Origin of the sequence: Curtobacterium sp. YC1, assembly GCF_016267665.1 — a bacterium.
Classification (GTDB): domain Bacteria; phylum Actinomycetota; class Actinomycetes; order Actinomycetales; family Microbacteriaceae; genus Curtobacterium.
This window is the reverse complement of the sequence record NZ_CP066341.1, coordinates 935,752-949,650: the sequence shown is the minus strand read 5'-3', so window position 1 is coordinate 949,650 and position 13,899 is coordinate 935,752. Positions and strand designations below refer to the sequence as shown.

Annotated in this window: 10 protein-coding genes; 7 read left to right on the top strand and 3 right to left on the bottom strand. The window is 71.2% G+C overall.

Annotation, left to right across the window (positions count from 1 at the left end; translation table 11 throughout):
• Positions 1 to 81: 81 nt before the first annotated feature.
• On the bottom strand, positions 82 to 405 hold the full coding sequence (locus I8920_RS04580; protein ID WP_198657987.1) for a hypothetical protein: 324 nt from the start codon (positions 403 to 405) through the stop codon (positions 82 to 84).
• Between the two features lie 128 nt (positions 406 to 533).
• On the opposite strand from I8920_RS04580, the gene glgX reads away from it, so the two are divergent.
• The 3 genes from glgX to treZ are packed head-to-tail and all read left to right on the top strand — an operon-like array spanning position 534 to position 7,032.
• Positions 534 to 2,765 (top strand): glycogen debranching protein GlgX, encoded by a 2,232-nt coding sequence (gene glgX, locus I8920_RS04575; RefSeq protein ID WP_198657986.1) that lies wholly within the window; start codon positions 534 to 536, stop codon positions 2,763 to 2,765.
• Positions 2,762 to 5,281 carry a malto-oligosyltrehalose synthase gene (gene treY / locus I8920_RS04570; RefSeq protein WP_198657985.1) on the top strand — a complete coding sequence of 840 codons (2,520 nt, stop codon included), beginning with the start codon at positions 2,762 to 2,764 and terminating at the stop codon, positions 5,279 to 5,281. The genes glgX and treY overlap by 4 nt, the downstream gene beginning before the upstream one ends.
• The gene (gene treZ / locus I8920_RS04565; RefSeq protein ID WP_198657984.1) at positions 5,278 to 7,032 is read left to right on the top strand and encodes a malto-oligosyltrehalose trehalohydrolase; all 1,755 of its coding nucleotides are present in this window, start codon (positions 5,278 to 5,280) and stop codon (positions 7,030 to 7,032) included. The genes treY and treZ overlap by 4 nt, the downstream gene beginning before the upstream one ends.
• A gap of 112 nt (positions 7,033 to 7,144) precedes the next feature.
• On the opposite strand, the gene I8920_RS04560 is transcribed toward treZ, so the two are convergent.
• Positions 7,145 to 7,939 carry a polyprenol monophosphomannose synthase gene (locus I8920_RS04560; RefSeq protein ID WP_198657983.1) on the bottom strand — a complete coding sequence of 265 codons (795 nt, stop codon included), beginning with the start codon at positions 7,937 to 7,939 and terminating at the stop codon, positions 7,145 to 7,147.
• A gap of 181 nt (positions 7,940 to 8,120) precedes the next feature.
• A complete protein-coding gene (locus I8920_RS04555; protein ID WP_198657982.1) occupies positions 8,121 to 9,125 on the bottom strand; it encodes an aldo/keto reductase family protein in 1,005 nt (334 codons plus the stop codon).
• Positions 9,126 to 9,762: 637 nt separating this feature from the next.
• Between I8920_RS04555 and I8920_RS04550 the strand changes: the two genes are divergently transcribed.
• The 4 genes from I8920_RS04550 to I8920_RS04535 all read left to right on the top strand — a co-directional run bounded on the left by I8920_RS04550 (position 9,763) and on the right by I8920_RS04535 (position 13,858).
• Positions 9,763 to 10,710, top strand: a complete 948-nt coding sequence (locus I8920_RS04550; protein ID WP_198657981.1) for a hypothetical protein — start codon at positions 9,763 to 9,765, stop codon at positions 10,708 to 10,710.
• Between the two features lie 129 nt (positions 10,711 to 10,839).
• The gene (locus tag I8920_RS04545; protein WP_198657980.1) at positions 10,840 to 11,400 is read left to right on the top strand and encodes a YceI family protein; all 561 of its coding nucleotides are present in this window, start codon (positions 10,840 to 10,842) and stop codon (positions 11,398 to 11,400) included.
• A 779-nt stretch (positions 11,401 to 12,179) separates the two neighbouring features.
• The gene (locus I8920_RS04540; protein ID WP_198657979.1) at positions 12,180 to 12,746 is read left to right on the top strand and encodes a TIGR03086 family metal-binding protein; all 567 of its coding nucleotides are present in this window, start codon (positions 12,180 to 12,182) and stop codon (positions 12,744 to 12,746) included.
• 185 nt (positions 12,747 to 12,931) lie between these two features.
• On the top strand, positions 12,932 to 13,858 hold the full coding sequence (locus I8920_RS04535; RefSeq protein WP_198658620.1) for an aldo/keto reductase: 927 nt from the start codon (positions 12,932 to 12,934) through the stop codon (positions 13,856 to 13,858).
• Positions 13,859 to 13,899 lie beyond the last annotated feature (41 nt).

Below are 13,899 nucleotides of genomic sequence, written 5' to 3'. Positions count from 1 at the left end.
CGCGGTCGCGACCGCGTGACGCCAGGACGCAACCGGAGGCCCGTGGCGGCGTCGCCACGGGCCTCCGGTTGCGTCAGGTGGTCACTTCTTGAGCGCGCGGACCAGCTTGCGCAGGACACGCCCGGCCACCCACACGAAGGGGATGGCGACGACGATGAGGGAGATCGGGTTCGGTTCGAACACCAGGTCCTTGCCCGGGCGACGGACGTACGCGCCGACCGGGGCCGACGCACCGCCGCCACCACCGCCGCCGTTCTCGTCGTCGCCCCCGCCGCCGCCGAAGCCGAACCAGCTGACGGACACGGGGATGAGGGTCTGGTCGCCGACCTCGACGGGCTCTCCGTAGTTCGTGGAGACCCCGACCGGGCGGACCTTGTCTGCGAGCAGCGTGACGATGTTGGCCATGCGCGAGACGGTACTCGTCCGTCCCTCCACAGGCCGGGACCCGTCTGCGACGTCCACAGCTGGGGCTTGTCTGCGGACGTGGACGGGCGGCGCCGATATGTTGGCGACACCCACACCTGGAGGACCGTTTGCACACCTGGCCCGGAAACCCGTACCCGCTCGGGGCGACCTACGACGGGAGCGGCACGAACTTCGCGCTCTTCAGCGAGGTCGCCGAGCGTGTCGAGCTCTGCCTGTTCGATGACGACGGCAACGAAGAGTGCGTCCGCCTGCTCGAGGTGGACGCCTACGTCTGGCACGCCTACCTGCCGAACGTCGGCCCCGGCCAGCAGTACGGCTTCCGTGTCCACGGAGCGTACGACCCGGCGACCGGCTCGCGAGCCAACCCGTCGAAGCTCCTGCTCGACCCGTACGCCAAGGCGACCAGCGGCGAGATCGACTGGGACCAGTCGCTGTTCTCGTACACCTTCGGTGACCCCGACTCGACCAACGACGAGGACTCCGCGTCGCACATGATGAAGGGCGTCGTGATCAACCCCTTCTTCGACTGGCAGGGGGACCGTCCGCCGCGCACGCCGTACGGCGAGACGGTCATCTACGAAGCGCACGTCAAGGGACTCACCGAGACCCACCCGGACGTGCCGGAGGAGCAGCGCGGCACGTACGCCGGCGTCTCCCACCCCGCGGTCATCGAGCACCTGCAGCGCCTCGGCGTCACCACGCTCGAGCTCATGCCGGTGCACCAGTTCGTGAACGACTCCACCCTGCAGGACAAGGGACTGTCGAACTACTGGGGCTACAACACGATCGGCTTCTTCGCCCCGCACTCCGCGTACTCGTCGTCGGGCGACAACGGGCAGCAGGTCCAGGAGTTCAAGACGATGGTGCGCGAGCTGCACCGGGCAGGCATCGAGGTCGTCCTCGACGTCGTCTACAACCACACCGCCGAGGGCAACCACCTCGGCCCCACGCTGTCGTTCCGCGGCATCGACAACGCGGCGTACTACCGCCTGGTCGACGACGACAAGCGCTACTACATGGACTACACGGGCACGGGGAACTCGCTCAACGTCGGGCACCCGCACTCGCTGCAGCTCATCCTCGACTCGCTGCGCTACTGGGTGACCGAGATGCACGTCGACGGGTTCCGCTTCGACCTCGCGTCCGCCCTGGCCCGCGAGTTCTACGAGGTCGACCGCCTGTCCGCCTTCTTCGAGCTCGTGCAGCAGGACCCGATCGTGTCGCAGGTCAAGCTCATCGCCGAGCCGTGGGACGTCGGTCCCGGTGGCTACCAGGTGGGCAACTTCCCGCCGCAGTGGTCCGAGTGGAACGGCAAGTACCGCGACACCGTCCGTGACTTCTGGCGCGGTGAGTCGTCGACCCTCGGCGAGTTCGCCTCGCGCATCTCCGGCTCGGCCGACCTGTACGAGCACGACGGCCGCACCCCGAAGGCCAGCATCAACTTCATCACCGCCCACGACGGCTTCACGCTGTACGACCTGGTGTCCTACAACGAGAAGCACAACGAGGCCAACGGCGAGGACAACAACGACGGCGAGAGCCACAACCGGTCGTGGAACTCCGGTGCCGAGGGGCCGACCGACGACGAGGCCGTGAACGCCCTGCGGCTGCAGCGTCGCCGGAACTTCCTGGCGACCCTGCTCCTCAGCCAGGGCGTGCCGATGATCGCGCACGGCGACGAGCTCGGCCGCTCGCAGTCCGGCAACAACAACGTCTACGCGCAGGACTCCGAGCTCAGCTGGATCGACTGGGACAGCGCCGACGAGGACCTCATCCAGTTCACCGCCGACGTCGTGAAGCTCCGGCACGACCACCCGACGTTCCGACGCACCCGGTACTTCAACGGCCGTCCGGTCCGCCGTGGCGAGGGCGAGCCGCTGCCCGACGTGGTGTGGCTGACCCCCTCCGGCGACGCCATGGACCCCGAGGACTGGGACTCCGGCTTCGGCAAGAGCGTCGGCATGTACCTGAACGGCGAGGGCATCCGCGGTCGCGACGCCCGTGGCGAGCGCGTCACCGACGTGGCCTTCATCACGTACTTCAACGCGCACGACGACGTCGTGACCTTCACGCTCCCGCCCGAGGAGTACTCCCCGGGCTGGACCGTCCGGATCGACACCGCCGACCCGGGGGCCCGCGACGAGGTCCTCGACGCCGGGACGCCGCTCGACGTCCCCGCGCGCTCGATGATCGTCCTGCGCGCCGAGCCCGACCACGAGGTGACGACCACCCCGGTCGACGTCGAACAGGACGACGCTGCCGCACCGGCGGCGCCGCAGGACGCCGTGACCCCGGCGAACCCCGCCGGTTCCACCGCACCGAGCGGAGCGGACCGATGACCGCCCGCACGCCCGGGGCCGCGCACCGCGCCCCCGCATCGACCTACCGACTGCAGGTGTCCGCCGACTTCGACCTGGACGCCGCGCGCGACCTGGTCGACTACGTGCACGACCTCGGCGCCGACTGGCTCTACCTGTCGCCGGTGCTGCAGGCCGAGGCCGGGTCGAACCACGGCTACGACGTGGTCGACCACACCCGCGTCGACACCGACCGCGGTGGCGACGAGGCGATGCGTGCGCTGGCCGAGGCCGCGCACGCCGTCGGCCTCGGGGTCCTGGTCGACGTCGTGCCGAACCACGTCGGCGTCGCGACGCCCGAGTCGAACCCCTGGTGGTGGTCGCTGCTCGAGCTCGGGCAGGGCTCCCCCGTGGCCTGGGCCTTCGACGTGGACTGGGAGGCCGGCGACGGCAAGGTCCGGATCCCGGTGCTCGACGACCGACTGCTCGACGCGGTGACGCTCGACACGTCCGACGCCGAGCGGCCCGTGCTCCGCGTCGGTGAGACCGCCTACCCCACCGCGCCCGGCACGGTGCAGAGCGGCGACACCGTCGAGGCCGTGCACGAGCGGCAGCACTACGCGTTCGTGCACTGGAAGCGCGCCGACCACGACCTGAACTACCGCCGCTTCTTCGCGGTCAACACCCTCGCGGCGATCCGTGTCGAGGAGCCCGAGGTCTTCGCGGCCTCGCACGGGGTCATCGGCGGCTGGTTCCGCGACGGGCTCGTCGACGGCCTGCGGATCGACCACCCGGACGGGCTGTACGACCCGGCCGGCTACCTGCAGGACCTGGCGGAGCTGACCGGCGGGGCCTACACCCTCGTCGAGAAGATCCTCGAGCCCGGCGAACAGCTGCCGAGCTCGTGGCCGGTCGACGGCACCACCGGCTACGACGCCCTCGGGGTGCTCGACCGGGTGCTGGTCGACCCCGCCGGCGAGCAGGCGCTCACCGCGGCGTCGGGGTCCGAACCCACGGACTGGCAGCAGCTCACGCACGACACCCGCCGTGGCATCGCGGACGGCATCCTCGGCAGCGAGGTCGAGCGGCTCGCACGCCTGCTCGCACCGACCGCCGCGACGGAGACGGTCACGCACGAGCGGATCGTGGACGCGGTCGCCGAGATCGTGGCGTCGTTCGACGTCTACCGCACCTACCTGCCCGAGGGCGCGCACAACCTCATCGAGGCGCTCGAAGGCGCCGCCGAGGCCCGCCCGGACCTCGACGACGTCATCGACCGCATCGCACCGGCACTCGTCGACCCGACGAACGCGGCGGCCATCCGGCTGCAGCAGACGAGCGGCATGGTGATGGCGAAGGGCGTCGAGGACACGGCGTTCTACCGCACCTCGCGGCTGTCGTCCCTCAGCGAGGTCGGCAGCGACCCGAGCGTCTTCGCGGTGTCGGTGGCCGAGTTCCACCGGGCGCAGCGGGAACGGCTCGCCAGCTGGCCGCACACCATGACGGCCCTCACCACGCACGACACGAAGCGCAGCGAGGACACCCGTGCCCGCATCGCCGTGCTGGCTGAACTCGGCGACGAGTGGGCCGCCACGTTCGAGCGACTGCAGGAACTCGTCCCGCTCGAGGACCGCGTGTTCGCCGACCTGCTCTGGCAGGCGATCGTGGGTGCGCGGCCCGCGAGCCGCGAACGCCTGCACGCCTACGCCGAGAAGGCCTCGCGCGAGGCGGGCGACAGCACGACCTGGACCGAACCCGACGAGGACTTCGAACGACGCATGCACGCGATCGTCGACGTCGCCTTCGACGAGCCGGCCGTGGTCGCGGTGCTCGACGCCCTCGACGAGCGCATCGACGCGGCGGGGTGGTCGAACGGCCTCACCCAGAAGCTCGTGCAGCTCACCGCCCCCGGCGTCCCCGACGTCTACCAGGGCACCGAGTTCTGGGACCGCTCGCTGGTCGACCCGGACAACCGTCGACCGGTGGACTACGCCGAGCGACGCCACGTGCTCGCGGAGCTCGACGGTCCGGACGACGACGGCCCCGAGCACCTGCCGGCGGTCGGTCTCGACGGCGCCGCGAAGCTCCTGGTGACCACCCGTGCGCTGCACGCACGACGCGACCGGCCCGAGCTGTTCACCCGGTACCTCGAACTCGAGGCGACGGGGAGCGCTGCCGACCACGTCGTCGCGTTCGACCGCGGCGGTGCCGTGACGATCGCGACGCGCCTGCCGATCGGCCTCGAGCGCGTCGGCGGCTGGGGGGACACCCTCGTGCACCCCGTCCCGCTCGACCGGGTCGACGTGCTCACCGGGCGACACGTCCCCGCTGCCCGGGGCATCGCGCTGTCCGAACTGCTCGACACCTACCCGGTCGCGCTCCTCGTCCCCGCCGACACCGACACGGCGACCGGCCGGGTCGAGACGGCGGCCGGCGCTGCGGACGCAGGTCGGGCCTCCCGGCCGGACGCGGGCGACGCGACGACCGCCGGCGACACGGCGGACGCGACCGAGACCGAGGCGCAGGCCGAGATCGACATCCTGGAGGGCCACGCATGACCGCACCCGACCGCTACGCCGTGTGGGCGCCCGAACCGGACCGTGTCCGGCTGGTCGTCGACGACGTGGAGTACCCGCTCACCCGGGGCGACGACGACTGGTGGTCCACCGACGCGGTCCTGCCGGTCGTCGGCGCCCGGTACGGCTTCCGGATCGGCGACGACGACGCGGTCATCCCCGACCCGCGCAGCCGCTACCAGCCCGAGGGCGTGCACGGCCCGTCCGAGGTCGTCGACCCCGCGCGCTTCGCCTGGACCGACGAGGCCTGGACCGGGCGTCCCGCTCGCGGCGGCGTGATCTACGAGATGCACATCGGCACCTTCACGCCGGAGGGCACCCTCGACGCCGCAGCCCAGAAGCTCGACCACCTGGTCGAGCTCGGGGTCGAGTTCGTCGAGCTGCTCCCCGTCAACGCGGTGAACGGCGAGTGGAACTGGGGCTACGACGGCGTCGGCTGGTTCGCCGTGCACGCGCCGTACGGCGGCCCGGACGCCTACGACCGGTTCGTCGACACGGCGCACTCGCTCGGGCTCGGCGTCATCCAGGACGTCGTCTACAACCACCTCGGTCCCAGCGGCAACTACCTGCCGCTGTACGGCCCGTACCTGGTGCAGGGGCTCGCGAACACGTGGGGCGACTCCGTGAACGTCGAGCACCCCGAGGTCCGCCGGTACGTGCTCGACAACGTGCGCATGTGGTTCCGCGACCACCACGTCGACGGGCTCCGGCTCGATGCCGTGCACGCGATCCGCGACACCACGCGCCCGCACGTGCTGGCGTCGATGGCCGACGAGACCGACGCGTACTCGTCGTTCGTCGGCCGCCCGCTGTCGCTCATCGCCGAGTCCGACCTCAACGACCCGGTGATGTTCCGGCCGCGCGAGGCCGCCGGGTACGGCCTGGCCGGGCAGTGGTCGGACGACTTCCACCACGCGGTGCACGTGGCGCTCACCGGCGAGACGAACGGCTACTACGCCGACTTCGCCCCGTTGTCGGCGCTGGCGAAGGTGCTCGAGGACGGCTTCTTCCACGACGGCACCTGGTCGTCGTTCCGGGGGAAGCGGCACGGCCGTCCGATCGACCGCGGGACCTCTCCCGCCACGGCACTGGTCGTCGCGAACCAGAACCACGACCAGATCGGCAACCGTGCGGCGGGCGACCGGCTCGCGGCGACCCTGGACGACGACGGGCTCGTCATCGCGGCGGCGCTGACGCTGCTCGGACCGTTCACGCCGATGCTGTTCATGGGCGAGGAGTTCGCGGCCTCGACGCCGTGGCAGTTCTTCACCTCGCACCCCGAGCCGGAGCTCGGCAAGGCGACCGCCGAGGGCCGCATCGCCGAGTTCGCCGAGCACGGGTGGGACGAGTCGGCGGTGCCCGACCCGCAGGACCCGTCGACGTTCACGAACTCGAAGCTCGACTGGGCCGACGTCACCTCGGAGCGGGGCGCCGCGATCCTGCGGGCCTACCGGGTGCTCATCGCGCTCCGCCGCACCGACCAGGCGTTCGTCGACCACCGGTACGAGGCGAACGCGGTCCGCTTCGACGAGGACCACCGCTGGCTCGTGCTCACGCGCGGGCTGCTCGGCCCCGATCTCGCGCCGGTGCACGTCGTGGTGAACTTCGCCGACGACGCCGCCGAGGTGCCCGTCCCCGACGCGCGGGGCGAGGAGCTCTACGGGTCCGGGGCGGCCGAGGTCGACGCCGGTGTCGTCCGGTTCCGCGGGCGCGGCGTGGTGGTGCTCCGCTAGCGCAGCGGTCCCCCGCACGGACGACGACGGCGACGGCCTCCCTCGGGAGCGCCGTCGCCGTCGTCGTCGCCGTCGTCACTGCCCGTCCTCGTCCAGGCCGCCCGGCTTCGACTCAGGCCGTGTGGTCCGCCACTGCGTGCGCGTTCTTCCGCACGGACGGCAGCTTCCGGTGGTCCTTGACGAGCGAGCGGGCCTCGCGGATGCGGCGGTCGATGCCCCACTTCGTCACGAGCGCCAGGCTCTCCCGCACGATGTTGCCGCTCATCTTCGAGACGCCGAACTCCCGCTCCGTGAACGTGATGGGCGTCTCCACGACCCGCAGTCCCGCCTCGAGGGCACGCCAGCACAGGTCGACCTGGAAGCAGTACCCCTTCGACGCGACCCCGGCCAGGTCGATCCGCTCGAACGCCCGCGAGGTGAAGACCCGGAACCCGCCGGTCGCGTCCCGCACGGCGATGCCGAGCGCGAGACGGGTGTACAGGTTGCCGCCGCGGGAGAGCAGTTCGCGGTACCAGGGCCAGTTCTCGACCGAGCCGCCCCTGATCCACCGGGAGCCGAGCACCAGGTCGTTCGTGTCGGCGAGCTCGAGCATCCACGGCAGGTACTCCGGGTGGTGCGAGCCGTCCGCGTCCATCTCGACGAGCTTCGCGTAGCCGTGCTCCAGGCCCCACGCGAAGCCGGACAGGTAGGCGCCGCCGAGGCCGTCCTTGACGGTGCGGTGCAGCACGTGCACCCGATCGGTCTCGCGGGCGATCGCGTCGGCGATGTCGCCGGTACCGTCCGGTGAGTTGTCGTCGACCACGAGCACGTGCACGGTGTCGTCGGTCGCCGCGAGCGTGCGCTCGACGATCGGACGGACGTTCTCTGCCTCGTCGTAGGTCGGGATGATGACCAGGGTGTCGCTCATGGTGCTCCTCGTGCTCCACAGCGAACCTATCGGTCAGCGGCTGCGGTGATCCGAGGAGCGCGCTGCGAAGACGATCAGCGTGCCTCGCCCGCCGCCGGCAGCCGGGGTGGACGGTCGCCCGGACGGACGGGAGGCCCGTGGCGGCGTCGCCACGGGCCTCCCGTCCGTCCGTCGGTCGCGTCTACGCGGGGCGCGACGCCGGGGACACGCTCTTCGACGCGTCGCGTTCCGGGATGTCGCCGAGCGCCTCGTCGATGGCAGCGAGTGCGTCCGCGTCGAGCTGCACGCCGGCGGCCTTCACGTTGTCGGTGACCTGCTGCGGACGCGAGGCGCCGACGATCGCCGAGGCGACGTTCTCGTTCTGCAGCGTCCACGCGATCGCGAGCTGCGCGAGGGTCAGGCCGGCCTGGTCGGCGACGGGCTGCAGGCGCTGCACGGCCTCGAGGACCTCGTCGCGCATGAACCGCTTGATCATGTCCGCGCCGCCCTTCTCGTCCGTGGCGCGCGAACCCTCGGGCAGGGGCTGGCCCGGCTTGTACTTGCCGGTCAGCACGCCCTGGGCGATGGGCGACCAGACGATCTGCGACAGACCGAGCTGCTTCGAGGCCGGGACGACCTCGCCCTCGATCACGCGCCAGAGCATGGAGTACTGGGGCTGGTTCGAGATGAGCTGGAAGCCGAGCTCCTTCGCCAGCGAGGCTCCGGCACGGATCTGCTCGGCGTTCCACTCGCTGACGCCGATGTACAGCGCCTTGCCCTGGCGGACGACGTCGGCGAAGGCCTGCATCGTCTCTTCGAGGGGGGTCTCGTAGTCGTAGCGGTGTGCCTGGTAGAGGTCGACGTAGTCGGTCTGCAGCCGCTCGAGGGAGCCGTCGATCGACTCCATGATGTGCTTGCGGCTGAGGCCGACGTCGTTGTGCCCCTTCGGGCCGGTCGGCCAGTAGACCTTCGTGAAGACCTCGAGGGACTGGCGCCGCTCACCCTTGAGCGCTTCGCCGAGGACGGTCTCGGCGGCGGTGTTGGCGTACGTGTCCGCGGTGTCGAACGTGGTGATCCCGGCGTCGAGCGCTGCCCGCACGCACTGGGTGGCGACGTCGTTCTCGACCTGCGAGCCGTGCGTCAGCCAGTTGCCGTAGGTGATCTCGGAGATCTTGAGTCCGGAGTTGCCCAGGTACCTGAATTCCATGCTCCCGACGCTAGTGGAGTGAGCGCGCACGCGGGAGGCCCCGCGAGTGCCTGTCGGGGGCGAGTGTGGGTGCGGGTGGGGGTGCGGGTGCGGGAGCGGGAGCGGGAGCGGGTGGCGGGCCGGGGCGGTGGCGGGGCGGGTGGCGGGGTGGCCGCGCGCGAGCGGTCGGAATCCGCGCCCCGGGCCTCCCGAACCCCGCGGAATCCGCCCACTGGATGCCGACCGCACGCGAGTGGGCGGAATCGCACCGAGCACCTCCCGAACCCCGCCGGATTCGCCCACTGGGCGCCGACCGCACGCGAGCGGGCAGAATCCCCACCCCGCGCCTCCCGAACCGCGCCGAATCCGCCCGCCCGATGCCGACCGCGCGCGAGCGGGCAGAATCCTTGCCCCGCGCCTCCCGAACCGCTCCCATTCCGCCCACCGGCTTACCGACCGCGCGCGAACGGGCAGAACCCGCATTCCGTGCCTCCCGAACCGCGCCGAATCCGCCCGCCCGACCGCGCGCGTGCCCCCCCCAGCCCGCGCCCCATCGATCGCCCCCACAACTCCCCCACAGGGCACCCCACCGCCCGCGCTCTCTACCGATGCCCCGACGCCCGCCCCAGCCGCGCCGCAGATCCCCGAAGCTGCCAGCATGCGAACAGCAGTCGAGGCCTTCCCCTCCGCACTCCGCGGCCGCCCGTTCCGCGTCCGCGAGGCACTCCGCCGCGGCGTAACCGCGAGCACCCTCCGCACCAAGATGCTCTGCAGGCCCTTCCACGGCATCCGTTGCTGGGCCCCTCCCGCCGACCACGAGCAGCGTGCACGCGCCGTCCTCCCGAGGCTCCGCCCCGACCAGGTCTTCAGCCACACCACCGCCGCCGTGATCCTCGGCGTCCCGCTTCCCCGACGACTCGAACGTGACCACCGCATCCACGTCAGCACGATCGGGAAGGACCAGAGCATCAGGGTCCGCGGCACCATCGGTCACCGCGTGCGTGCGGACCGCGTCCGTGTGGTGCACTCCGCAACAGCGCGGCTCACGCACCCGGCAGACACGTTCGTGATGCTCGCCGGCCTGCTCCGGCTGGACGAGCTGATCATCGCCGGCGATGCGCTCGTCGGTCAGCTGCGCTGGTGCACGGTCGACGAACTCCGTGCTGCAGCTCGACGACACCGGGGTGCTCGCGGGATCCGGAAGGTCCGAGCCACGCTCCGGGAGGTCCGCCCCGGCTCACGCTCCCCCGGCGAGACACGACTGCGACTCGCCCTGACACGGCGTGGCCTGCCCGAACCGTTGCGCAACCACGACGTCGTCGTCGACGGCAGGTGGGTCGCCTGCGTGGACCTCGCCTACCCCGAGGCGCGCGTGGCCATCGAGTACGAGAGCGATCTGCACCGGACCGACGAGCGCGCGTTCAAGAAGGACCTGACGCGGGGCGAGAACCTCAAGGACGTCGATTGGTGGCTCGTCCGAGCGACGGCCGACGACGTCGGCCCAGCTGTCGAGCGCTTCGTCGCTCGCGTCCGTCGGCTCCTGACCGTCGGGGCGGCCGGGAGGCACGACTCGCGTTCCAGGGGTCGGCCAGCGTCCGACTGGTGAACATTGGTTGACGCTTCAACCATTCGGGTGCACAATGGGGTAGCATCAGATTCGATGCAGGCGCATGGAACGAGTCCCGTTTCCACGCCCTGCTCGGGCACTGCAGACAAACGCTTCGAAGGAGTCACCATGACGCTCACCGCTTCCGCCATCCCCGGCTACCAGACCGGTACCTGGACGATCGACCCGACCCACTCCGAGGTCACCTTCTCGGTCCGCCACCTCGCGATCAGCAAGGTCAAGGGCTCGTTCGAGCGCTTCGACGCCACGCTCGTCACCGCCGAGAACCCCCTCGACTCGACCCTCGAGGCCTCGATCGACGTCGCGAGCATCAACACGAACCAGCAGCAGCGTGACCAGCACCTCGCCACGGGCGACTTCTTCCTCACCGAGGAGCACCCGCAGATGACCTTCAAGTCGACCGGCATCCGCGAGGACGGCGACGACATGCTCATCGACGGCGAGCTGTCGCTCCGCGGCGTCACCAAGAACGTCACCCTCAAGACCGAGTTCGGCGGCGTCACCACCGACGGCTACGGCCAGGTCAAGCTCGGCGCCGAGGCGACCACGAAGATCGACCGCACCGAGTTCGGCGTCAACTGGAACGCTGCTCTCGAGGCCGGTGGCTTCACGCTCGGCAACGACGTGACCATCAACCTCGACGTGCAGTTCGTCCTCCAGGCGGCCTGAGCACCTGACACCTCGACCCGGCGGTCACCGCGGGGCCGCAGCACCGCCGCACCGCTCGGCCACGCGCTGAGCAGCACCGCGATGTGACCTGCGGGACACCGAACCTGCAGAACCCTGGCGAACGGCCCGACTCCTCTCTCGGAGTCGGGCCGTTCGTCGTGTGCGGTGATCGCGCCGAACGTTCCGGCGGGCTGCCCTCTCCCCCACGGCTCGCCCGTCCCCGGTCCCCCGTCTCTCGTGTTCCCACGGCGAGCGGGCGTTTCCTGCACTTCCGTACAACGACAGATGCAGATACCGCCCGTTCGGCGGTCCCAGCCGTCCGCTCCCCACGCGAAACGCCCGCTCACAGCAACCCGACACGCCAGCTCCCCGCGACGACACGGTGACCACGCGACGACCTGCGCCTCGCCTGCCCCCGCCATCTCGGCACCACCCCAACGGGCCAATTCGGCGCCTACCCGCCAGGATCGGCCGCAGCTTCCGCCCGCTCGCGGCCGACCGGACGCCCCCCGGGCAAGCACCATCAAACCGCCGCCACAGCCCGGCCCCGCCCCGCCCCGCCCCGCCCCGCCCCGACCCGACCCGACCAAACACCACCGCACCGCAGCCTCCGCGCCGCCCCAGCCATTCGTCGTCCGCGGCACCCGCTGTCCGAGAACGGACTTGCCCGACGCACCCGACCCCGGGCTACCGTTGCTCCGCAACCTCGCGCGGGAATCGCCCTCTGGCAGAGCAGGTTGCACGGATCACCCGTACGTCCGACGAACAGGAGCACCATCATGGCCACCGACTGGATCGCGCTGCAGGCCCTCGCGGTCGCCGAGTTCGGCCGCCGCGTCGCCGCCGTCACCGACTGGGACGCCCCGACTCCCGACTCGGAGTGGACCACGCACGACCTCGTCGCCCACGTCGTCGATGAGCAGCGGTGGATCCCGAAGCTCCTCACGGGGTGCGACTACGCCCAGGCCGAGGCCGACGTCGAGCCCATCGGCGACGATCTCGTGGCCGAGTGGCACCGGTTCTCCACCGCCGCCACCAACGCCTGGCGGAACGCCCCCGAGGACGTCCCCGTGCACCTCAGCACGGACGTGGTGCCCGCGGCGCAGTACCTCGCCGAGCAGACCAGCGACATCACGATCCACACGTGGGACCTCGCGCGGGCGACGGCCACCGACGACACGTTGCCGGCCGAACTCGTGCAGGCGGTGTGGGAGTACTTCGAGCCGCAGATCGAGGGCCTCGCCGCGACCGGGCTCTACGCAGCCCCGGTCGACGTCGACGACGACGCGCCCCTGCAAGTCCGGCTGCTCGCCGTCACAGGCCGCGATGCCAGGGTGAGTGCATGAGCGCAGCAGAGAACGCCCACTCGGCGGACATCGCAGCAGCATCCCCCTCTCGAACGGGCGAAGAAGCAGCCACAGACCCCGCCTCCGCAGCAGGAACCGCCCGCTCGGCAGCCCCCGCGGCAGACGCCGTCCCCACCGAACGTCTCGGCGCCTCCGGCCTCGAGATCAGCAGCGTCGTCCTCGGCATGATGTCCTACGGCAACCCCGACCGCGGCTCCCACGCCTGGAGCGTCGGCATCGACGACGCCCGCCCGTTCGTCCGCCGGGCATTCGAGGCCGGCATCACGACCTTCGACACCGCGAACGTCTACTCCGACGGCTCCAGCGAGGAGATCACCGGCACGCTCCTCAAGGAACTCGCCCCGCGCGAGGACGTCCAGGTCCTCACGAAGGTCTTCAACCGGATGCGTCCCGGCCGCAACGGCGCCGGCCTGTCCCGCGCGGCGATCATGCACGAGATCGACGCCTCGCTGACCCGGCTCGGCACGGACTACGTCGACCTGTACCAGATCCACCGTTTCGACCCGCTCACGCCGGTCGAGGAGACGATGGAGGCCCTGCACGACGTCGTCAAGGCCGGCAAGGCCCGGTACCTGGGCGCGAGCAGCATGTGGACGTGGCAGTTCGCCGAGATGCAGCACGTCGCCGAACTGCACGGCTGGACGCCGTTCGTCAGCATGCAGGACCAGTACAACCTGCTCGAACGCGAGGAGGAGCGCGAGATGCACCCCTTCTGCGAGCACACCGGCGTCGGCGTCATCCCGTGGAGCCCGCTCGCCCGTGGCCGCGTCACGCGCCCGTGGGACGCCTCCGGCTCCGGCTCGCGCGCCCGGACCGACGAGTTCGGCAAGACGCTCTACCGGCAGGACGAGGACGCCAACCGCGCCATCGTCGACGCGGTCCAGGCCGTCGCCGCCGAGCGCGGGGTCCCGATGGCGCAGATCGCCCTGGCCTGGGTCGCGGGCAAGCCCGCCGTCTCGGCACCCATCGTCGGCGCCACGAAGGAGCACCACATCGACGACGCGGTCGCCGCCGTCTCGCTGCGACTCACCGACGACGAGGTCGCCCGACTCGAGTCCGCGTACACCCCTCGGGTGCCGTCCGGTTTCTGACGCGCCCACCGACGGACGGGAGGCACGGTGCCAGCTGGCAC